The following is a 20916-nucleotide window of genomic DNA, read 5'->3' on the forward strand; positions in this document are numbered from 1 at the left end:
GGCGGCGAACGTGGTGGAGGTGGAGTGCGCGACGATCACGCCGATGGCGTCGTAGGAGGCGAACACCGTGCCGCCGTTGGTTGCCACCGCGGACTTGGCGCCGGCGGTGTCGTTCGGTGCGGTGATCACGAAGTAGGCGCGGAGCCCGGCGAGCGGGGCGGCCACGTCGAGGGGTTTGGCAAGGGCGGCCGGCGAGCCGGCGATGACCAGTCCGGTGGCCAGGACAGCCGCGATGGCGGCGCGTCGGATCAGCACGATGTCCTCCGAGGTGCAGGGAAACCCGGTAGGTGGAGTAAACAACGGCCGGGGGCGTTTCGAACACCCCCGTGCGAACTGACGCCATCCGGGTGAATTTCCAGAGGGCACTCCGCGCGCCGGTGCCGAGATCAGATCGAAATCGGCACGTGGGCGCATCCTGTGCATGCCATGTGGTCAACGCGGACACGAATGGCTAATGGCGTTGTTTTGGCTGGTAGGACAGGGTGACGCGCATGAAGGACCGGACAACCATTGGAGTACGGAATCGCCGGCTGTGCCTGGTGCTGCGCCGATTGCGGGCCAAGTCGGGGCTGAGCGGCATCGAGGTCGCGCAGAAGCTCGGGGTCTCGTCGAGCCTCATCTCGCGGGCCGAGTCCGGAAAGCGCGGCATCAACCGCGATGACCTGTCGGCGCTGCTGACGATCTACGAGGTCGAGCGCCCGCTGCGCAACGCGTTGATGAACCTGCACGCCCGCGGGACGAGCCCGGAAATGCTGGACCGGGGTGATCTCAAGATCCACCAGGATCTCGAGACCTGGATCGGGTTCGAGCAGGACGCCACCGTGATCCACAACTACGAGGCGCTGCTCATTCCCGGTCTGCTGCAAACCTTTCCCTACGCCAAGGCAGTCATCATGGCTGCTGATCTGAGCCTGACCGAACAGGAGGTGGAGGACAGGGTCAATGCACGGATCGCACGGCAGGCACTGCTCCGCATCTCGCAAGCGCCACAACTCGACATCGTCTTGCACGAGGCGGCCCTTCATCAACGCGTGGGCGGAGTCGACGTCATGCGTGATCAGCTCGGTTGCCTGCTGGAAGCGTCCTACCGATCACGGATCAACGTTCGGATCGTTCCAGCGGAAGTCGGTGGGCATCCTGGGATGAACGGCCCATTCGTGATCATGGATTACGCGGAGCTGCCCAGCCTGATCCACCTGGAAAACAAGGTGGCGAGCCTCTATTTGGACGATGCATCCGACGTCGCGGCCTATAAGCTTGCGTTCGAGGGCTTGCTTGCGGTCGCGCTTCCGACGGACCGGTCGGCGGACCTGATCAGCAAGATTGCGAGCAGCATGGCGTGACCCGCGAAAGGGGCGGCCATGACCAGGTGGCGCAAGAGCAGCTTCAGCGACAGCAACACCAACTGCGTTGAGGTCGCGTGGCGCAAGAGCACGTTCAGCGGCGCCAACACGAACTGCGTCGAGGTATTTCCCACTCCGGACCGCGTGGGCGTGCGGGATTCGAAGAACCCGGGCGCGGCCGTTCTGGTCTTTCCGGCGGCTCAGTGGGCCAGTTCCGTTACGAGGGTGTGCTGTAGAACAGTTTGATCGCGCCGAAGAACTCGTCGAGGTCGAGGCGGCCGTCGTCGTCGGAGTCCTGCTGCTCGAAGTAGTCCAGGGCGTCCTGGTCCGGCATGCACAGGAACCCGGCCGCCTGCACGAACTCGGACACGCTGATGGTGCCGTCGCCGTCGGTGTCGAGGAGGTTGAACAGCGCCCGGCTGACGTCGCCCTTGCCGGGCCGGCCGGGCGACCGGAAATCGGCGGACACCCGCCGGTTCAGGTACTCATCCAGGGAAAGAACGTTGTCACGGTTCGTATCCGCGAGCGCGAGCAGCGCCTCCCACTGGACATGGCTGGCGTCCAGAAAGGCTTGTCCTTTCGGCGAATCCTCGGGCACACCCAGTTTGGTCAGGATCTCGCGGGGAGCACGCAGATAGTCCGTTCGGTCGACCACCCCGTCGCCATCGGCATCCATTCGGCGGAACTCCTGGATGAGCGGCAACTGTGAGGTGTCCGTCATGCACTCATCGTGGCATGACGGTTGGGCCACGATTCCGGACAAGTACGGCTGTTCACCGCCACCGTGAGTTCGCTGGATCGATCCCGGCAGGTCATCTGGGCTTGAGCGGACCTTCATCGCCGTTTGGCCCAATATCCGCATGGCCGCACGTCTGGTGGTGTCCCTGTCCGGGATCGGCACCCGGACGCTGGACCGCTGCGCCGACCTGAGCGCCGAGCTGGTCCGCCGCAACGTCCCCCTCTCCATGCTCTTCGCGCCGCGCGTCTCGGACGCCGCCGAGTGGGTACGGGCGCGGCAGGCGGCCGGCGACGCCCTGCTCATGCATGGGTTCGACCACAACGCCGACCCGCGCAGCCGGGCCCTCGCGCTGACCCGCCGGGCCGAGTTCGCCGCGCTCCCCGCGCACGAGGCCGGGCTTCGGCTCACCGCCGCGATGCTGGCGTTCGCCCGGGTGGGCCTGGAAACCGGCAGTTTCGCGCCGCCGCGCTGGCTCGTCTCGCACGGGTCGCTGACCGCGTTGCGGCGCAAGGATTTCGCCTTGTGTGCTGACTTGACCGGGGTACGGGACCTGCGCGTCGGGCTCGTCCACAAAGGACGTGTGCTGGGTCTCGGGCATGGTGACCGGACCGAGCCGTGGTGGTGCTACGCAATGGTGCTTGGCGCTGCCCGGACAGCCCGCCGGGGCGGCTTGGTCCGGATCGCCGTCGACGCGGCCGACCTCGCCCGGTCCGGGCCGCGCCAGGCCGTGCTCGACGCCGTGGACATCGCCCTGCACCACGGCGCCGTCGCGGTCACCTACCCAGACCTGCTCAAAGCTCCGCTGGCTCGAGCCGCGTAAGCAGCCGCACCTCGGCGGCCTTCGAATCGTCCTCGGTCAGCCAGGCCTTCACGTTCTGCCGCCCGTTATCGGACAGCATGGTGTCGTGGATCGCCACCGCCAGCCGCGGCGCGACGGCCCGGAGGAAGTCGAGAAGCTCGCCGGTCTTCACCCAGGGCGCGGCGAACGGGATGCCCAGTACGTCGATCTTCTGCTCGGGCACGAACAGCGAGTCGCCCGGGTGGTAGAACGCGCCGTGGTCGATGACGTAGCCGACGTTGGGCGGCACCGGGTAGTCCCGGTGAATCCGCGCGTGCTCGCCGCCGACGATGTTGACCGCGGTGCCGCCGACCTCGAACGCGTCGCCGGGCCGGACGGTCGTCACGGCCAGCGCGAGCCCGGCGATCACGTCCTCGGCGGTCCCCGGGTCGGCGTGGAGGACGGCTCGCGGATTGTTCTTGACCAGGGCCGCGAGCCGCTCAGGGTCGGCGTGGTCGGCGTGCTGGTGGGTGATCAGGATGGCGTCGAGGTCGCGTACCTCGTCGAAGTCGGAGAAGCAGCCGGGGTCGAACAGCAGCCGCGTCGAGCCGGTGTCGAGCAGCACACATGCGTGTCCATAGTGGACAATCTGGGCTCGGTTCGTCACGGCGGCCAGGCTATCGCGTGCCGGGCTACTCGGGAGTAACGTGGCGCGCATGACCAGCGTGCAGACCAAGCCCACGGGCGCCGGCGAGGCCGCCGCCAGCACGTTCGACTCGCTCGACCCGGCCACCGACGAGGTCGTCGGCACCTACCCGATCACCACCGCCGGGGAGGTCGACGCGGCCGTCGCGCGGGCCCGGGAGGCCGCCGCGTGGTGGCAGGGGCTCGGGTTCGCCGGGCGCGCGGAGCGGCTCACCCGGTGGAAGGGCATGATCACCCGCCGGTCCGCGCAGCTCGCCGAGGTCGTGCACGCCGAGACCGGCAAACCCCACAGCGACGCCATGATCGAGATCGTGCTGGCGATCGACCACACCGCGTGGGCGGCGAAGAACGCGCGCAAGGTGCTCGGCCGGCAGAAGCGTTCGTCCGGCCTGCTGATGGCCAACCAGGCGGCCACCGTCGAGTACCAGCCGCTGGGCGTGATCGGCGTGATCGGGCCGTGGAACTACCCGGTCTTCACCCCGATGGGGTCGATCATCTATGCGCTGGCGGCGGGCAACGCCGTGGTGTTCAAGCCCAGCGAGTACACGCCGGGCGTCGGGAAGTGGCTGGCCGACAGCTTCGCCGAGATCGTGCCGGAGCACCCGGTCTTCCAGCTGATCACCGGGTTCGGCGAGACCGGCGCGGCGCTGTGCCGGTCCGGGGTGGACAAGCTCGCGTTCACCGGCTCCCCCGGCACCGGCCGCAAGATCATGGCGGCGTGCGCGGAGACGCTGACGCCGGTGCTGATCGAGGCCGGCGGCAAGGACGCGCTGCTCGTCGACTCCGACGCCGACCTGGACGCGGCCGCCGACGCCGCGGTGTGGGGCGGGATGTCCAACGCCGGGCAGACCTGTGTCGGCGTCGAGCGGGTGTACGTGCACGAGTCCGTCTACGACTCGTTCCTGGCCAAGGTGGTCGACGTCGCCAAGTCGGTGCGGGCCGGATCGGACCCCGAGGCCAAGATCGGCCCGATCACCATGCCGGGACAGCTCAAGGTCATCCGCCGGCACATCGCCGACGCCCTGGCCCGCGGCGGCCGGGCGGTGGTGGGCGGTGCGGACGCGGTCGGCGACCGGTACGTCCAGCCCACGGTGCTGGTCGACGTGCCGGAGGACTCCGAAGCCGTCCGCGAGGAGACGTTCGGCCCGACGCTGACCATCGCCAAGGTCCGCGACATGGACGAGGCCGTCGCCAAGGCCAACGACACCAAGTACGGGCTCGCGGCCGCCGTCTACTCGCGCCGCCGCGGCATGGAGCTGGCCCGGCGGCTGCGCTCCGGCATGACCGCGGTGAACGCCGTGATCAGCTTCGCGGCCATCCCCAGCCTGCCGTTCGGCGGCGTCGGCGAGTCCGGCTTCGGCCGCATCCACGGGCCAGAGGGGTTGAAGGAGTTCACCCGGCCGAAGGCGATCGCCCGGCAGCGGTTCAAGCCGCTGATGGCGCTGACCTCGTTCAGCCGCACCGCGAAGACCGACGCCCAGGTGGCCAAGCTGATCACGATCCTGCACGGCAAGCGGGTTTGACCCTGACCCAGGGGTAGGCCGTACACGTTGGTGCCATGAGCGGAGCTTGCGGAGCGAATCAACACTGCCCTGCCGCCGAGGGACGAGGCGGCAGGGTTGGCCATCACCGAGCTTGCGAGGTGAGGGCATGAACGAACCGAAGATCGTGGAGCTGCCGGACCGGGCGTACGTGGGGCTGCCCGGGACGGTGACGATGGAGACCCTCGGCACGATGGCGGACCGGCTGCCCGAGGTGCTCGGGTGGCTGGTGGCGCGCGGGGTCGAGCCGGAGGGGGCGCCGTTCTTCCGGTACAACGTGATCGACATGGAGCGCGAGCTGGAGGTCGAGGTCGGCTGGCCGGTGGCGGCCGCGGTGCCGGTGGAGGGTGAGCTCGTCGCGGGGGTGCTGCCGGGCGGGCGGTATGTCAGCGTCGTGCACGTGGGGCATTACGAAGGGTTGTACGGCGCCACCGACGCGTTGCTGAAGTGGGCGCACGCCAAGGGTCTGGAGTGGGACCGGGACGGAGACCGGTGGGGCGCCAGGCTGGAGCTGTACCACACCAACCCCGCCGAGCAGCCCGACTCAACCAAGTGGGAGACCGAACTGCAGTTCCGCCTGGCTGAGCACTGACCGTGTGTTGGCCTGTCACGTGGCTGTGTTTGCCTGCTGCGTCGGTGTGTTGGCGTGTCACGTCGTTGTGTTGGCTGTGCACGATGGCCTAGGGCCAACATGGCAACGCCAGGCGCCAACACAGCGACGCCAGAGGCAAACATGGCGACGCTAGGGGCCAACACGCGGGGACAGGTCGGTGCGGCCGCGGATGCCGAGTTTGGCGTAGGCGCGGCCCAGGTGGTTGTCGACGGTGCGCGCGGAGAGGGCGAGTTTTTCGGCGATCTGCTTGCTGGACAGGCCTTCCGCGGCGAGCTTGACGATCTCGCGCTCGCGGCGGGTGAGGGTGGTGGGGAGGTCGCCGTTGTTGAGCAGCGGGGTGCGGGCGCCGGGGCAGGCCTGGCGGAGCTCGGTGGCCCGCTCCATGAGCACGGTGGCGCGGGTGCGGCGGCCGGCGCGGACGTGCAGTGTGCCGGCGGCGGTCGCGGTCTCGGCGGCGTGCAGGCGTAGGCCCAGCCGGTGCAACGCCTCGGTGGCCTGCTCGAGCCGGTCGGGGTCGGCGGCGGCGAGGCCGGCGGCGGCCGTGGCGAACGCGGTCATGGCCGGGCCCGGGATGACGGCGGCCAGTTCGGCGAGGCGAATGTGCACGGCCGGTGCGTCGCCGAGGCGGGCGGCGTCGTAGAGCGCCCAGGCCTCGATCGTGGGTTGGCCGGCATGGCGGGCGAGCGCCGCGGCCCGGCGGGCGGTGGCGGCGGCCGTGGTCGTGTCGCCGGACGCGGCCTGCGTCCAGGCGCGGTCAAGCTCCATCCAGGGCAGGAAAAGCCGGCTGGTCCGGCGTTGCGGGCGGTCCGCGCGGTCCATCAGCCGGGCGGCCCGGACGCCGTCGCCACCCAGCGCGCGCACTCCGGCGAAGGCGGCCAGGCACGGCGCGGCCAGGCGGAACGTGTCGTAGCGGGCGAGCAGCGTCAGCGACTCGCGCAACGTCCGCGCGGCCCGGTCGAGGTCACCGCGAGTCTTGGCCACCACGCCGTGGAAACCCGCCCAGGTGCCGAGCGGTTCGACGGTGCGGGCGGCCCGGTACTCGCGCTCGGAGACCGCGAACGCCTCGTCGACGCGGCCGGTGGCGAGCAGGGCCATGCAGTAACCGCAGCACACCTGGACGCGGCCCCAGGGCAGGTCGTCGGGGTGATCCGCGGCGACGGCCAGGCCCCGTTCGTAGCTCGCCCTGGCCCGGGCGTGGTCGCCGAGGATGCCGGCCGAGGCGCAGGCGCCGACCGCCGCCCACACCAGGGCCTGCGGCTCGGCGTCGCCGCGGCCGAGCACGTCCTGAGCGAGGGCCAGCGACTCCGCGCAGCGGCTGTCGAACATGAGGATCAGGCTGCGATAGGCCCGGGCGGTCGCGGTGCCGGCCTCGTCGAGGGCGCGTTCGGCCTCCGCGACCCGGCCGTGCCCCCAGTACAGGACGTCGGCGCGGACGATCGCCCAGCGGGTGCGGGCCGCGGCGTCGCCGGGGTCCGGGGCGCCGGGGAGCACCCGCACGGACTCCTCGTACCAGCCGGCGTTGCTGAGGACCTGGGCGAGCGTGCGCTCGGCCGCCCAGCCGCCGCCGGAGTCGCTGGCGGCCCTGGCCAGGCGCGCGGCGAGGGTCACGTCGAACCGCCGCAGCGCCTGTTTCGCCGCGGTCAGAAGCGTTTTCGGGTCGCCGTGCCGGCCCGCCCGCAGGCGCCACAGGCCGACCCGCAGGGCGTCGTCGCGGCGGCGCATCGGAGTGTGGCTGAACGCGTCCGCGAGTTCCGCCGCGGTGGTCCGTGCCCGGGAGCGGGCCATCGTCGAACGGATCACCTCGCCGTACAGCGGGTGCGACAGCCGGGCGAGGGTGCGCAGGCCGGACCGTTCGATCACCACGAGGCCGCGTTGCTCGGCCTGCGCGATGGCGTCCACAGGGAACAGTCGCTCGAGGATGGCGGCCGGCAGCGGCTCGCCACACGCCACCAGCTCCAGCACGCGCTGCTCGGCGGCCGACACGCCGTCCAGCCGGGCCGCGACGACCTCGACGAGGCGGGTCGTCGGGGTGAGCTCACCCGTCCAGCGCCACATCCCGTGCCGGTGCCGCAACGCTCCGGTGTCCAGCCCGGCCCAGAGCATTTCCCTGAGCAGCAACGGGTTCCCGGCGCTGACCACGGCGAGCCGGCGGCGGGTCAGCGCGTCCAGCCCACCCGGGAAGGTCTGATCGAGCAGCTCGTCGATGGCGTCGCCGGGCAGCGCGTCCAGCTCGACGCGCCGGGCCAGCCCCTCCTTCCACAGCGCCGTCACCGCGTCCGGGCAGCGCTCCCCGTACCGGATCGTGACGAGCAGAAAGGCCTGCGACCGCAGGGCGAGGTGGTGCACGGCAGCGGCGCTCGCGTCGTCCAGCAGATGCGCGTCGTCCACCGCGACGACCGGCCGCGTCCCGGCGAAGCGCTCGGCCACGCCGCGCAGCAGCGCCGCCCGGTCGCCCCCGCGCTCCGGCAGCAGATGCGACACCGCGCCGAACGGAATCGCCCGCGCCGCGCGCGTCGCCGCCACCCACTCCGCCGGCCACCCGGCGTTCGTCAGGTGCGCCAGCGCCTCCCGCGCCAGCCGCGTCTTACCCACACCGGGTGGCCCGCACAGCGCGATCCCGTCCCCGCTGGCCGCGGCCGTCTCGATCAGGCGCAGCACCCGCCCGCGGCCAACCAGCTCCCACTCCTCCCCCAACACCGGTCGCCACGCCACCACCGATGACCCCTCCCCGGAACGCCCCTTTCGACGCTACGAGAGCCACCCCCGTACCGTCGTCACACCGTCGTACGGTCTTCCGTACCCAGCACGGGTGATTCGTCGTCCCCCAGATGAGGGATGGGTGGCGCGCGAGAATTGGCCAATAGCTGGCCAATTCTGGTCGGCAGGAGGAGCCGGTCGGCCCTACTCGCGGATTCCATTCGACCCTGGAAATTCCGTGACCGGACCCGGCAGCATTACCGCATCGGGAGCAAAGGAGTGCATTGTGCGAGTTTTCATCACCGGACAATTCGTTTTCAAGTTGGTGCTTTTCGCCCTCGCGGTCGGGACGATCGCCGGTTTGGCGATGACCCGCTGACCCGGAGCGATTTCACGCCCTGATCAGGTCGGCAGCCTTCTCGGCGATCATAATCGTGGGCGCGTTGGTGTTGCCACGGGGAACGGCGGGCATCACCGACGCGTCGACGACGCGGAGACCATCCACGCCGTTGACTTTCAGCGCCGGGTCGACGACGGAATGGTCACCCGTGCCCATTGCGCAGGTGCCGACCGGGTGATAGAGGGTCTGGGTCACCTCACGGATGTGGTCGGCCAGCTCGTCGTCGGTGAGGTTGGCGAGCTTGGCCGGTTTGAACGGCTTGTCGAGATAGCGGGCGATCGGCTGCTTCGTGCCGATCTCGATGAGCGCGCGGACGCCGGCGAGCATGGCGTCGAAATCGCGTGGGTCCTCGTAGTACCGCGGGTCGATTTCCGGACGCCAGCGCGGATCGTCCGAGCGGAGGCGCAGCCGGCCGCGCGAGGCCACATTGACCAGCGTGGCGCCGGCGGTGAAGCCGCGATCGGTCGGCTCGTGCATCCCGTTGTCGTAGAACAGGCTGGGCGCGACGTGGATCTGCATGTCCGGCGCCGGGAGGTCGTCGCGGGTCGGGAAGAACGCGCCGGCCTCGCCGATGTTGGAGGCGAACGGACCGCGGCCGGTGACCTGCCAGCGAAGGAGGCGACGCATCGTGGCGAGGTCGACGAGGTCGGTGGTGTCGCGGGTGGTCCACAGCACGCCGGCGACCGGGTGGTCGTGCAGGTTCTCGCCGACGCCGGGGAGGTTCACCGCCACGTCGACGCCGACCTCACGGAGGTGCTCGGCCGGACCGATACCGGAGAGCATGAGCAGCTGGGGTGAGTTGACGGCGCCACCGGAGAGGATCACCTCGGCGTTCGCGTGCGCGGTGACCTCTTCTCCGTGGCGTAGGTAGGTGACACCGGTGGCGCGGGTGCCGTCCAGGACGATCCTCGTGGCCAGGGCGTGGGTGTGCACCGTCAGGTTGGGCCGGTCCAGGGCGGGGCGGAGGTAGGCGTCCGCGGTCGACCAGCGGTGGCCCTTGTGGCAGGTGACCTGGTAGAGCCCGGCGCCCTCCTGGGTGGCGCCGTTGAAGTCGTCGGTCGGCTTCAATCCCCAGGCCGCGGCGGCGTCCACCCAGGCCTGTGAGAGCGGGTGGGTGTAGCGGCGGTCCTCCACGTGCAGCGGCCCGTCGGTGCCGTGGAACGGCGCGTTCAGCCGGTGGTTGCGCTCCGCCCTGACGAAGTACGGCAGCACGTCGTCGTAGCCCCAGCCGGTGGCGCCGGCGTCCCGCCAGCCGTCGTAGTCGGCGCGGTTGCCCCGGATGTAGATCATGGCGTTCATCGACGAGCAGCCGCCGAGCGCCTTCATCCGCGGCCAGTACGCCGGGCGGCCACCGAGGTGCTTCTGCTCGACGGTCTCGTAGTTCCAGTCCCACCTGGTCTTGAACAGCGTCGGGAACGCGGCCGGGATGTGGATCTCGTCGGCGTCGTCCTCGCCGCCGGCCTCCAGCAGCAGCACCGTCCGCGCGGCGTCCTCACTGAGCCGGTTCGCCAGCACGCACCCCGCGCTGCCGGCACCCACCACCACGTAGTCGTACGAGTCCGCCATCGTGACCTCCTTGGCACCCGACCCCTGATCGTGCCCCGGCGCCCCGGCGACCACAAGTGATGATCCGTTCGGCCTAGGTAATCCGGCTACTCAAGACGCCCCCGGCATTTCTCCCTAGCGTCGACCCCTGCGATGCCTGACTTCACAACGGATCGCGGAGGAGATCTCATGTCAATAACTGTTGAACCGCGCGGCAACGCCCGGCCTCGATGGCGCCGGCTCGCGCTTGGGCTCGTGTCCGCGCTGGCCGGAGGATTGTTCCTGGTGGTGCCCTCGGGCACGGCGAGTGCGGACCTCAATACCTGCCTGAACTATCCGGGTTCCACCGACACGCTCTCATTCAACAACCCGTATATCACCACCGTCACCGTCATAAATCCGATCACAGGGCTACCAGAGCAGCGGCAACAACTTGCGACATTCCGGTTCCCTGACAACCACACCCACGACCGTGTCTCGCTCACCTTCTGGGTCCTCCAGAGAACACCCACCTTCAACCCGGCCGCCCGGACGTTCGTCGACAACCGCACGGACCAACCCGTCATGGCGACCTTCTCACTGACCGACAGCGCGACCCAGTCCAGGACGTTCACGATCTCTGAGTCGCAGACCACTGGGATCACGGGATCGTTCATCAACACGTCGTTCAACCGGACCGTCAGCACGTCCACCACCGACTCGATCACCACGTCGATCAGCATCACGGGCAGCCAGGTCGTCCCCCCGCACAGCCGGGTGAACGCTGATTTCGGTGTGGACGCCTTCAACGTCACCTACAACGTGGCCTTCTGGCAGCGTAGCGACCACGAGTGCTGGTACCACGGGTCACACGACAACGTCGTGGCCAACGTGCCGACCACCAGCCAGGGATGGCGCTTCTCCCCGGCGGAACCGATCTGATCCGCCTGGACGGTGGCGTGACTCCTCCCGGTGAGGGGTCACGCCACCGTCGTGACCTCCTTGGCACCCGACCCCTGGTCGTGCCCCGGTGCCCGATGGTCGACAAGTGCGTGAGTAGTTCGGCTTGTCAAGACAGGCCGCCACCTCCGTGCCTGAATGTCGCCAACCCATCCGACGGTGCGGCCGTCCCGAACTGTCGGTAGTTGCCGTCGATTCGCTCGCAAGCTCGCTCAATGGCCACGGGGTGTGCCTCATGTCGCTGTACGGAGATCCCGACGAACTGGACCGGATCGCCACGCAGATCGAGCGGCGTGCCGACCAGGTGCGGTGCCACGCCGGTGAGATGGAGTCCAAGGCGGCCACGACGCGGTGGCGGTCGACGTCGGCGGACCGCTGCCGGGAGACCATCGCCGCCGACCGGTCCAAGCTGGAGCAGGCGGCCGAACGGATGGACGGAGCCGCCGCGCTGCTGCGCCAGCACGCGCAGGCCCTCCGCGAGTTGCTCGCGTTGATCAAGCGCACCGAGGAGGCCGTGGTCGGCTGGTTCAACCAGGCCATCGACCGGTTCAACCGCGCAGTGGAGCGGTTCCAGGAGGTGGTCGAGGGCGTGTTCGAGAAGGTCGGCGAGGTCCTCGGCGTCAACGGGGACCGGCCCGAGCCGCCTACGCCGCCGTGGCGGAACTGGCCGTACCAGCCGGGTTACCTGCCGCGGGCCGGCGACAAGGCCTGGTTGGACGTCGGCGAGTTCATGCGTCGCCAAGGGGTGCTGCGGTGACCGCGGCGCCGCACCGGCTGCGGCTCTCCGCCGGCGAGTACGCCTACCTGGTCGAACGGCTCGGGCTGAGCATGCCGCCCGGTTGGGAGGCGGACGAGCGGACCGCGGCCGACCCGGGCGACCTCGCCGAGCGGGGCGTGCTGCCGGACGACCTGGCCACCGTTCACCCCTCGGTGGCCCTCAACCTGCGGATCCTCGGCGCCCCCACGGTCATGGTGGACACCACCGTGACGATCGGCGGATCCACACTGCATGGCCTGCACGCACTAGCCGGGCCGCTCGGCGCGTCGCTGTTCGCCCTCGAGGACGGCGCGGTCGAGCTGTCCCTGTTCGAAGCCGTCGATCTCGGCCGCGAGTTGGCCCGCGCGGTTCCCCCCGACGAGGACGCGCCGGCCAGTATGTCGATCATGTCGCGGCTCGACGCCGGCGACCCGCCCGAACCGCCGCGGGGCGAGGTGCCCTTGTCGGCACTGCACGAGTTGGGAGCGGCGGAGCTCTTGCGGGGAGCCGATCCCGACGCCCCCGCGGCGGTGCTGCGCCGGCTCGCCCTGCCGGCGCCCGAGGCCGGGCTGGCCACCCGGGTCGCCAGCCGCACCGACGGCACGCTGGTCAGCCTGGTCACCGCCCGGACCGGCGACACGGGGACGGTGCTCTGGCTGCACACCGACGCCGGCTGGTCGGGCCTGCGTCCCCTGGCGCGACACGAGGGCCGGGCGATGATGTACCTGGAGCCGGTCGCCCGCACCGATCTCGGTGTCTGGGCGGCTCCGTACATCGCCGCCGCGCTGGAGGTGACATCCGTTGGCTGAGACCACCAGACCTCAGGTGACCAACATCAGGGTCAGCGGCGGCGCCGGCGGCTTCGAGGCGCACCTCGACGATCTCGCCCTGCTCGGCCGCGCGACCGAGGACGTCGCCGAGAACATCGTCGGCATCGCGGTGTCCACACACCGGTTCCTGGCCGACCCGAACGTGCTCGCCTCGGCGGTGCTCAACCCGGTCGGGGTGACCCGGTTCGAAACGGCCCTGCTCGGTGCGCTGGACGGCGCCGACGGTCTCACCGCGACTTCTGGCGGCATCGCCCTGCGCGGCCCGGCCCTGCGCGCCACCGCCGCGGCCTATGCCGAGGCCGACCAACTCGGCGCCCAGGCACTCGACGCCGTCCGCTGGATCGAGGGCGCCGCGCTCACCCCGGCGGCCGCGGCGGTCGCGGCCGGGCTCGCCACATCGCCGTTCGGGTTGATCGGCGGCGCGGTCGCGGTGAAAACCGGTGCCGCGGAACGGTTCCTCGTCGAGCACCCCGGCCTGGCGGATCAGATCATCGGCGGGATCCCGGGCGGGGTGAGCCTGATCAGCCAGGTCGTCGGCCGGCCGGTCAGCCTGACCTCGCTGACCGGCGCCATCGCCGAACTCTTTCCCGACAGCGAGCCGAAACCGTTGCCCGAGAACCACAAGGCCCCCACCGACCCCCGGGCCGGCACGCCACCGCTGGGGGTCGGGGACATCGTCGACGGCCTGGACCACCGCAACGACACCGCCTCCAACCAGGGCCTGGCCTCCGACCAGCGCTACAACCTCGACATTCGCAAGATCACCGGCCCGGACGGCAGGGTCGCCTACATCGTGGACATCCCGGGCACCCGGCCGGAGGGCCCGCTGCAGGGACCGACCAACGCCAACGACATGGGCGTCAACGTCGACTCGCTGGCCGGCCACGAAACCGTGCTGGAGAAAGGCATCACGCAGGCCCTGAGGAACGCCGGGGTCCCGAGGGACGCCCCGGTGCTGCTGGTCGGCCACAGCCAGGGCGGCATGATCGCCGCGCAGGCGGCCCAGCACTACACCAGAAGCGGCGAGTTCAACGTCACGCACGTGATCACAGCCGGCTCCCCGATCGGCCGGATGCCCATCCCGGACAAGGTGCAGGTGCTGTCCCTGGAGAACAGCGGCGACATCGTGCCGCACCTCGACGCCGCGGACAATCCGAACAGCCACAACCGCACCACCGTCCAGTTCGACAGCCAGACCGGCACGATCGTCGGCAACCACGGGGTCAAGGGCAACTACACCGACGCGGCCCACCGGCTGGACGCCAGCCAGGACGCCTCGGTGCGGCACTTCCGCGAGAGCCTCGGCGCGTTCACCGGCGGCAGCAAGGTGGAGACGCTGCAGTACAAGGTCGAACGCCAGGTTCCATGACGCCTCAGAGCCCGGCCAGGATCTCGGCTTCCTCGGCCGGGCTGAGGCCGGACTTGCGTTCGCGGTCGAGGCCGAGGGTGCGTTCGTGGTCGAGGGCGGCCCGGGCGGCGTCGGCGAGCGGGCGGATCCGCAGGCCGGCGTTCAGGGAGGCGGTGGGGTCGTGGGAGTCGAGGCCGGCCCAGGACGGGGGAAGCCAGAGGGGGAGAGAGCGCGGGCCGCTCCAGTAGTTGACCTTGGCGGCTTCGAGGGCTTCGGGGGCGGCCCGGACGAGCTCCACGTCGTCGTCGGCGCCGACGGCGGCGGCGATCTCGGCGAGCATCTCGGGGAGCGGGGCGGGGACGGAGATGGCGTCGTAGTTGCCGGTGAGGCGGTTCTCGGCGGCGTCGACGATCCAGGTGGCGAGGTCGCGGACGTCGATGATCTGGCTGGACAGGTCGGTGTCCGGGACCAGCACGCGGCCGCCGCGGTGCATGCGGGCGGGCCAGTAGCCGAAGCGGTCGGTGGGGTCGCCGGTGCCGGTGATCAGGCCCGGGCGGACGACGAAGGCGCGGTCGGCCAGCCGGTCGCGGACGGCGTTCTCGCTGGCGACCTTGATGCTGCCGTAGATGTGCGGGTCGGTGAGCTCCTCGTCCGGGCCGAGCTCGGACTCCAGCGGCTCCAGCAGGGGCGCGGTGGCGTCCTGGCCGATCGTGGTCTCGTCGGCGTAGGCGCTGACGCTGGACACGAACGTCCAGTGCGCGGCGGTGCCGGCCAGGGCGTCGAGCGCGCGGACGACCCACGGGTGGGAGATCTTGGCGACGTCGACGACCGCGTCGAAGCGCTCGCCGGCGAGCGGGGCCAGGCCGCCGGGGTCGTCCCGGTCGACGACGACGAGCTTGGCGCCGTCCGGGACGTTGCCGGAGGTGCCGCGGGCGGCGCACACCACCTCGTGGCCGCGGCGCAGCGCCTCGGCCGCGACGGTGTAACTGACGAACACGGTGCCGCCGAGCACAAGGATTCGCATGCCTTCACCCTGGACCACCGCAACCCGACGCGCCACGTGTTCAGCGACGCGCGAACACCCAGCTCAGGTACGCTCTCGGCCGTGCCACGAGTAGTCGTAGACGTGATGCCCAAGCCCGAGATCCTCGACCCGCAGGGCCAGGCCGTCGCGCGCGCGCTGCCCCGGCTCGGCTTCGAGGGCGTCTCGGATGTCCGCCAGGGCAAGCACTTCGAGCTGGAGGTCGACGACAGCGTCGACGACGACACGCTCGCCAAGATCGCCGAGGGGTTCCTGTCGAACCCGGTGATCGAGGACTTCACGGTCCGGCGGGTCCCGTGAAGATCGGCGTGATCACGTTCCCGGGCACGCTGGACGACCAGGACGCGGCCCGGGCGGTGCGCTACGCCGGTGCGGAGGCGGTCGCGCTCTGGCACGGCGACGCCGACCTCAAGAGCGTGGACGCGGTGGTCGTGCCCGGCGGCTTCTCCTACGGCGACTACCTGCGGGCCGGCGCGATCGCCCGGTTCGCACCGGTGATGGGCCTGGTCATCGACGCCGCGAAGAACGGCATGCCGGTGCTGGGCATCTGCAACGGGTTCCAGATCCTCTGCGAGGCGGGCCTGCTGCCGGGCGCCCTGGTGCGCAACGCCGGGCTGCACTTCGTCTGCCGGGACCAGCGGATCCGGGTGGAGAACGCGACCACGGCGTGGACCGGGCGGTACGAGTTCGGCAACGAGTTCGTCGTGCCGGTCAAGAACATGGACGGCCGGTACGTGGCCGACAAGTCCACTGTGGACGAGCTGGAGTGGGACGGGCGGGTGGTGTTCCGGTACGCCGCGGGCAACCCGAACGGCTCGGTGCGGGACATCGCCGGGATCTGCTCGAAGAACGGACGGGTGGTCGGGCTGATGCCGCACCCGGAGCACGCCGTGGACGAGCTGACCGGACCGTCCGCGGCCGGGTTGGGCCTGTTCACCTCGGTGCTCGACGCCCTCGCCGTGAGGTAGCGGAGGCGAGGCCGCGGTGTCGGCTGGACGGAGGAGCAGCGCAGGTGCGAGGAACGAGCACCGAGCAGCGCACGGAGGAAGCCGACACCAGCTGCGGCCGAGCCGGAGCGAACCAATGAACACAGCTCCGGATAGGCTGCGCGCCGTGCCCGTGACCACCGTTGACGTCGACACCGTCGAGCACGCCAGGGCCAACCCGGACGTGCCGCAGCCGTATCGCGAACTGGGGCTCAAGGACGACGAGTACGCGCGGATCAAGGAGATCCTCGGCCGCCGCCCGACCGACGCCGAGCTGGCCATGTACTCGGTGATGTGGAGCGAGCACTGCTCCTACAAGTCCTCCAAGGTGCACCTGCGCTACTTCGGCGAGACCACCACCGAGGAGATGCGCGCCGCCATGCTCGCCGGCATCGGGGAGAACGCCGGCGTGGTGGACATCGGCGACGGCTGGGCGGTCACCTTCAAGATCGAGTCGCACAACCATCCGTCCTATGTGGAGCCCTATCAGGGCGCGGCCACCGGGATCGGCGGGATCGTGCGGGACATTCTGGCCATGGGCGCGCGCCCGCTGGCCGTCATGGACCCGCTGCGGTTCGGCCGCGCCGAGGCGCCGGACACGAAGCGGGTGCTGCCGGGCGTGGTCGCCGGCATCGGTGGCTACGGCAACTGCCTGGGCCTGCCGAACATCGGCGGCGAGGTGGTGTTCGACCCGTCGTACCAGGGGAATCCGCTGGTGAACGCGCTCTGCGTGGGCGCCATGCGGGTGGAGGACCTGCACCTGGCGCACGCCACCGGCACCGGCAACAAGGTGATCCTGTTCGGCGCGCGCACCGGGCTGGACGGCATCGGCGGCGTGTCCGTGCTGGCCTCGGAGACCTTCGCGGGCGACGAGCCCGGCACCGGGCGCAAGAAGCTGCCCAGCGTCCAGGTCGGCGACCCGTTCACCGAGAAGGTGCTGATCGAGTGCTGCCTGGAGCTGTTCGCGAAGGGGCTCGTGGTCGGCATCCAGGATCTCGGCGGCGCCGGGCTGTCCTGCGCGACCAGCGAGCTGGCTAGCGCCGGGGACGGCGGCATGCACGTCTGGCTGGACCGGGTTCCGTTGCGCGCCAAGGGGATGACCCCGGCGGAGATCCTGGCCAGCGAGTCCCAGGAGCGGATGTGCGCCGTCGTCGAACCGTCCGATGTGGACGCGTTCCTGGCGGTGTGCGCGAAGTGGGACGTGATCGCCACGGAGATCGGCGAGGTCACCGCCGGCGACCGGCTGGTGATCACCTGGCACGGTGAGACCGTGGTGGACGTGCCGCCGCGCACCGTGGCCCACGAGGGCCCGGTGTACGAGCGGCCGATCGAGCGGCCGGCCGACCAGGACACGTTGCGGGACAACGGACCCGACGTACTGCTCCGGCCGTCCACTTCGGACGAGCTGCGGTTCACCATCCTGCGCATGGCCGCCTCGCCGAACCTGTGCTCGCGGAACTGGGTCACCGAGCAGTACGACCGGTACGTGCGCGGCGGCACCGTGCTCGCCCAGCCGTCGGACGCCGGCATGATTCGCGTCGACGAGGGCACCGGCCGCGGGGTGGCGCTGTCCTGCGACTGCAACGGCCGCTACGTGCGGCTCGACCCGTACGCCGGCACCCAGCTGGCGCTGGCCGAGGCGTACCGGAACGTGGCCGCGGCCGGCGCCCGCCCGGTGGCCGTGACGAACTGCCTGAACTTCGGCTCACCCGAGGACCCCGGCGTGATGTGGCAGTTCCAGCAGGCGGTGCGCGGGCTCGCGGACGGATGCGCGGCCCTGGGCATCCCGGTGACCGGCGGGACCGTCAGCTTCTACAACCAGACCGGGCCGGCGGCGATCCTGCCCACCCCGGTCGTCGGCGTGCTCGGCGTGATCGACGACGTCTCCCGGCGGATTCCCACCGGATTCGGCGAGGCCGCCGGGCACGTGCTCTACCTGCTCGGCGAGACCCGCGACGAGCTCGGCGGCTCGGAGTGGGCGCACGTGGTGCACGACCACCTCGGTGGCCCGCCGCCGCGGGTGGACCTGGTCCGGGAGAAGCTGCTGGCCGAGGTGCTGGCCGCCGGGTCGCACGACGGGCTGCTCTCCGCCGCGCACGACCTGTCCGAGGGCGGGCTGGCGCAGGCTCTGGTGGAGGCCTGCCTGATCGGCAACACGGGCTGCCGGGTGGCCCTCGACGGCGACCCCTTCGTCCAGCTGTTCAGCGAGTCCGCCGGCCGCGCGCTGGTCGCGGTGCCGCCGGCCGCGGAGCTGCGGTTCGCCGAGCTGTGCACCGCGCGCGGCCTGCCGCACCGCAAACTCGGGGTGGTCGAGGCGATCTGGGGCACGCTGGACATCGAGGACGTGTGCACCCTGCCGCTGGACGAGCTGCGCGCGGCCTGGGAGGGGACGCTGCCGGCCCTGTTCGGGTGAGCGCCATACGGGTCGTCGTCCTCGATGTCGATGAGACGCTGACCGAGGGCAACTCGTGGTCCGAGCTGACCCTCGGGCTGGGCGCCTCGCTCGAGGATCATCTGGCGATCTACCGGCGCGTCAACGCGGGCGAGCTCACCGTCGAGCGCGCCGCGGCACAGGTCGCCGAGCTGTGGCGGGCCACCGGGAACGCGACGCGGACAGCCATGGACGCGATCTTCGCCCGGATGCCGTTCCGCGAGGGCGCCGCCGAACTGGTGACCTGGTTGGGCCACAACGGCTTCCAAGCCGTGCTCATCTCCGGGTCGATGGACGTTGCCGTCGCCGGTGTCGCACGCCGCCTCGGCGTGGACACCTGGTATGCCAACGCACACCTCACGTTCGACGCCGGCGGTGCTCTCACCGCGCTCCACTACGAGGCGAACCAGGGAGCTGCGAAGCTGCGTCAGCTCGAAGACTTGTGCGCGGCTCGAAATCTCGACATCCGCATGGTCACCGTCGTCGGCGACGGCGAGAACGACACAGAACTATTTATCGCAACTGGGCGCGGCATCCTCCTTGCGGGGGATTTGCCCCCTAGGTATAACGCGTGGCGGGTCATATCCCGATTGGACGAGATTCCGGCGATCCTCTCAGCGACCGGCTAGCCGGAGAAGTCCGCGTCCGGGTAGGCGGTCGCCTGCGGGTTCGATTCCACCCAGGCGCTCAGCTCGGACCCGATGGGACCGTAGAGCTCCACCGAGAAATTCTCCGCGCATTCCTCGACGCGGGCCAGCAGGTCTCCCGCGCCCTCCTGGTGGGCCCCCAGCGCCTGCGCGTCGGCGTACTCCTCGATCACCAGGTAGGCGCCGTCCCCGGCCGGGAAGAAGCGGTAGGTGAGAGTGCCCAGCTCGTCCTTCGCCCGCTGCAGCAACGCGCGTGCGATCTCCTCGAATTCGGCCTGCCGACCGGCGCGGACCTCGACCCGCGCGCGCACGAAGACGGTCACGCTCAGAACCTTACGGGGAGCCGGAAGAGCCCGCGCATGATCGGGCTCGGCCACCAGGTGAGCTGCTCGGCCGGCTCGGCCAGAGTGAGGTTCGGGAACCGGCGAAGCGTTGTCCCCACGGCAATCGCGCCCTCCAGCCGGGCCAGTGCCGCGCCGACGCAGAAGTGCGGGCCGCGGCCGAACGCCAGGTGCCCGCGATTGTCCCGGGCCGGGTCGAACGCGTCCGGGTCGGGGAACATCCCCGGGTCCCGGTTGGCGGACAGCAGCGAGATCAGGATCGGCTCACCCGGCTCGATCCGCTGCCCGGCGATGACCACCGGCTCGACCGGGAACCGCCAGGTGGCGTTGCGCACCGGCCCGTCGAACCGCAGCGCCTCCTCCAGGATCCGCTCCAGCTCGGCGGGATCCTCGCGGGCCGCCGCGGCCCGGTCCGGCCGGCCCAGCAGGATCAGCAGCGCGTTGCCGATGAACGCCACGGTCGTCTCGTGCCCGGCGACGAGCAGCAGGAACGCCGTCGAGGTGAGCTCGTCGTCGGTCAGCTCGGCGGCGGCGACCAGCGCGCTGAGCAGGTCCTCCCCCGTCCCGGCCCGCTTCAGCTCCACCAGCGACGCGACGAACGCCTCCAGCCCGTCGGTCGCCGCGCGCACCTCGTCGAGATCGTGGTAGCTGGCCGAGTCGATCACGGAGGCGTGCCGGTGGAACTCGGGGATGCGCTCCTCGGGCACGCCCAGGATGTCGCCGATGACCGTGATCGGCAGGGGGTACGCAAGGTCGGCGATCAGGTCGGCGCCGCCCTGCTCGCCGATCTTGTCCAGCAGCTCGTCGGTGACCTGCTGGGTGCGGTCGCGCAGCCGGGCCATGCGGCGCGGGGTGAACGCTCCGGAGACCACCCGGCGCAGCCGCCCATGGTCCGGCGCGTCGACGTTGATCATGTGTTGGACCAGGCCTTCCCGGTGGTCGAACGGCAGGCCCAGCCCGGCACGCCGCCACTCCTCGCTGGCCAGGTCCGGCGACTTCGCCAGTCGCGGGTCGGCCAGCGCCTCGACCGCGTCGGCGTAGCGCGTGACGAACCAGGTCCAGGTGTCTCCGGGCAGCTCCAGGCGATGCACCGGGGAGTGCTCGCGCAGCCAGGCCAGGGCCGGGTAGGGATCGGCGTCGAACGCCGGGCCGAACAAGGGAGGTGCGTCCACGGCGGGTAGCGTATCCCCTATTACCGCCGGGTAATAGGGGATTGCGGGCTCAACTCCCTAGG

The 20916-nt window shown here is 70.7% G+C and carries 20 protein-coding genes and 1 pseudogene; 13 read left to right on the forward strand and 8 right to left on the reverse strand.

Translation table 11 applies throughout. From position 1 onward, the window contains the following. Positions 1–255, reverse strand: a pseudogene (locus VGR06_RS08620) (hypothetical protein); the annotation flags it as partial. Positions 256–491: 236 nt separating this feature from the next. Between VGR06_RS08620 and VGR06_RS08625 the strand changes: the two are divergent. Beyond that, a complete protein-coding gene (locus VGR06_RS08625) occupies positions 492–1343 on the forward strand; it encodes a helix-turn-helix transcriptional regulator (RefSeq protein ID WP_327558450.1) in 852 nt (283 codons plus the stop codon). A gap of 18 nt (positions 1344–1361) precedes the next feature. Beyond that, entirely contained in the window at positions 1362–1589 is a 228-nt protein-coding gene (locus VGR06_RS08630) for a DUF397 domain-containing protein (RefSeq protein WP_327558451.1), read from the forward strand. Here the strand turns inward: VGR06_RS08630 and VGR06_RS08635 are convergent. Beyond that, a complete protein-coding gene (locus VGR06_RS08635) occupies positions 1561–2064 on the reverse strand; it encodes an EF-hand domain-containing protein (protein WP_327558452.1) in 504 nt (167 codons plus the stop codon). The genes VGR06_RS08630 and VGR06_RS08635 overlap by 29 nt on opposite strands. A 139-nt stretch (positions 2065–2203) precedes the next feature. Between VGR06_RS08635 and VGR06_RS08640 the strand changes: the two genes are divergently transcribed. Then, positions 2204–2902 carry a DUF2334 domain-containing protein gene (locus VGR06_RS08640; RefSeq protein WP_327558453.1) on the forward strand — a complete coding sequence of 233 codons (699 nt, stop codon included), beginning with the start codon at positions 2204–2206 and terminating at the stop codon, positions 2900–2902. On the opposite strand, the gene VGR06_RS08645 is transcribed toward VGR06_RS08640, so the two are convergent. Continuing rightward, positions 2874–3527 (reverse strand): MBL fold metallo-hydrolase, encoded by a 654-nt coding sequence (locus VGR06_RS08645; RefSeq protein ID WP_327558454.1) that lies wholly within the window; start codon positions 3525–3527, stop codon positions 2874–2876. The genes VGR06_RS08640 and VGR06_RS08645 overlap by 29 nt on opposite strands. Before the next feature lie 49 nt (positions 3528–3576). Here VGR06_RS08645 and VGR06_RS08650 point away from each other — a divergent pair, with 49 nt between their 5' ends. Together VGR06_RS08650 and VGR06_RS08655 are read left to right on the forward strand one after the other, a co-directional pair. Further along, a complete protein-coding gene (locus VGR06_RS08650) occupies positions 3577–5088 on the forward strand; it encodes an aldehyde dehydrogenase family protein (RefSeq protein ID WP_327558455.1) in 1512 nt (503 codons plus the stop codon). A gap of 127 nt (positions 5089–5215) precedes the next feature. Next, entirely contained in the window at positions 5216–5698 is a 483-nt protein-coding gene (locus VGR06_RS08655) for a GyrI-like domain-containing protein (RefSeq protein ID WP_327558456.1), read from the forward strand. Positions 5699–5848: 150 nt separating this feature from the next. Here VGR06_RS08655 and VGR06_RS08660 read toward each other — a convergent pair whose 3' ends face one another. Then, on the reverse strand, positions 5849–8434 hold the full coding sequence (locus VGR06_RS08660) for a helix-turn-helix transcriptional regulator (RefSeq protein WP_327558457.1): 2586 nt from the start codon (positions 8432–8434) through the stop codon (positions 5849–5851). A 373-nt stretch (positions 8435–8807) separates the two neighbouring features. Continuing rightward, positions 8808–10382 carry a GMC family oxidoreductase gene (locus VGR06_RS08665; protein WP_327558458.1) on the reverse strand — a complete coding sequence of 525 codons (1575 nt, stop codon included), beginning with the start codon at positions 10380–10382 and terminating at the stop codon, positions 8808–8810. Between the two features lie 234 nt (positions 10383–10616). On the opposite strand from VGR06_RS08665, the gene VGR06_RS08670 reads away from it, so the two are divergent. From VGR06_RS08670 to VGR06_RS08685, 4 genes are all read left to right on the forward strand, one after another. Beyond that, entirely contained in the window at positions 10617–11282 is a 666-nt protein-coding gene (locus VGR06_RS08670; protein WP_327558459.1) for a hypothetical protein, read from the forward strand. Positions 11283–11535: 253 nt separating this feature from the next. Further along, entirely contained in the window at positions 11536–12057 is a 522-nt protein-coding gene (locus tag VGR06_RS08675) for a hypothetical protein (protein ID WP_327558460.1), read from the forward strand. Next, complete coding sequence (locus VGR06_RS08680) at positions 12054–12866, forward strand: hypothetical protein (protein WP_327558461.1); 813 nt, start codon at positions 12054–12056, stop codon at positions 12864–12866. Before VGR06_RS08675 ends, VGR06_RS08680 begins: the two co-directional genes overlap by 4 nt. After that, positions 12859–14256 (forward strand): alpha/beta fold hydrolase, encoded by a 1398-nt coding sequence (locus tag VGR06_RS08685; protein ID WP_327558462.1) that lies wholly within the window; start codon positions 12859–12861, stop codon positions 14254–14256. Before VGR06_RS08680 ends, VGR06_RS08685 begins: the two co-directional genes overlap by 8 nt. A 4-nt stretch (positions 14257–14260) precedes the next feature. Here VGR06_RS08685 and VGR06_RS08690 read toward each other — a convergent pair whose 3' ends face one another. Next, complete coding sequence (locus tag VGR06_RS08690) at positions 14261–15259, reverse strand: NAD-dependent epimerase/dehydratase family protein (protein ID WP_327558463.1); 999 nt, start codon at positions 15257–15259, stop codon at positions 14261–14263. Between the two features lie 81 nt (positions 15260–15340). On the opposite strand from VGR06_RS08690, the gene purS reads away from it, so the two are divergent. The 4 genes from purS to VGR06_RS08710 all read left to right on the forward strand — a co-directional run bounded on the left by purS (position 15341) and on the right by VGR06_RS08710 (position 19323). After that, positions 15341–15577, forward strand: a complete 237-nt coding sequence (gene purS, locus VGR06_RS08695; protein ID WP_327558464.1) for a phosphoribosylformylglycinamidine synthase subunit PurS — start codon at positions 15341–15343, stop codon at positions 15575–15577. Beyond that, positions 15574–16245 (forward strand): phosphoribosylformylglycinamidine synthase subunit PurQ, encoded by a 672-nt coding sequence (purQ, locus tag VGR06_RS08700; protein ID WP_327558465.1) that lies wholly within the window; start codon positions 15574–15576, stop codon positions 16243–16245. Before purS ends, purQ begins: the two co-directional genes overlap by 4 nt. Positions 16246–16396: 151 nt before the next feature. Further along, on the forward strand, positions 16397–18676 hold the full coding sequence (purL, locus tag VGR06_RS08705) for a phosphoribosylformylglycinamidine synthase subunit PurL (RefSeq protein WP_327558474.1): 2280 nt from the start codon (positions 16397–16399) through the stop codon (positions 18674–18676). Then, on the forward strand, positions 18673–19323 hold the full coding sequence (locus VGR06_RS08710) for an HAD-IB family phosphatase (RefSeq protein ID WP_327558466.1): 651 nt from the start codon (positions 18673–18675) through the stop codon (positions 19321–19323). The genes purL and VGR06_RS08710 overlap by 4 nt, the downstream gene beginning before the upstream one ends. On the opposite strand, the gene VGR06_RS08715 is transcribed toward VGR06_RS08710, so the two are convergent. Together VGR06_RS08715 and VGR06_RS08720 are read right to left on the reverse strand one after the other, a co-directional pair. Next, the gene (locus VGR06_RS08715) at positions 19320–19664 is read right to left on the reverse strand and encodes an antibiotic biosynthesis monooxygenase family protein (RefSeq protein WP_327558467.1); all 345 of its coding nucleotides are present in this window, start codon (positions 19662–19664) and stop codon (positions 19320–19322) included. The two genes, VGR06_RS08710 and VGR06_RS08715, sit on opposite strands and share 4 nt — an antisense overlap. 2 nt (positions 19665–19666) lie before the next feature. After that, a complete protein-coding gene (locus tag VGR06_RS08720; protein WP_327558468.1) occupies positions 19667–20854 on the reverse strand; it encodes a cytochrome P450 in 1188 nt (395 codons plus the stop codon). Between the last annotated feature and the right edge of the window lie 62 nt (positions 20855–20916).

Origin of the sequence: Actinophytocola sp. (genome assembly GCF_036002505.1) — a bacterium.
In the GTDB taxonomy this organism is placed as follows: domain Bacteria; phylum Actinomycetota; class Actinomycetes; order Mycobacteriales; family Pseudonocardiaceae; genus DASYTH01.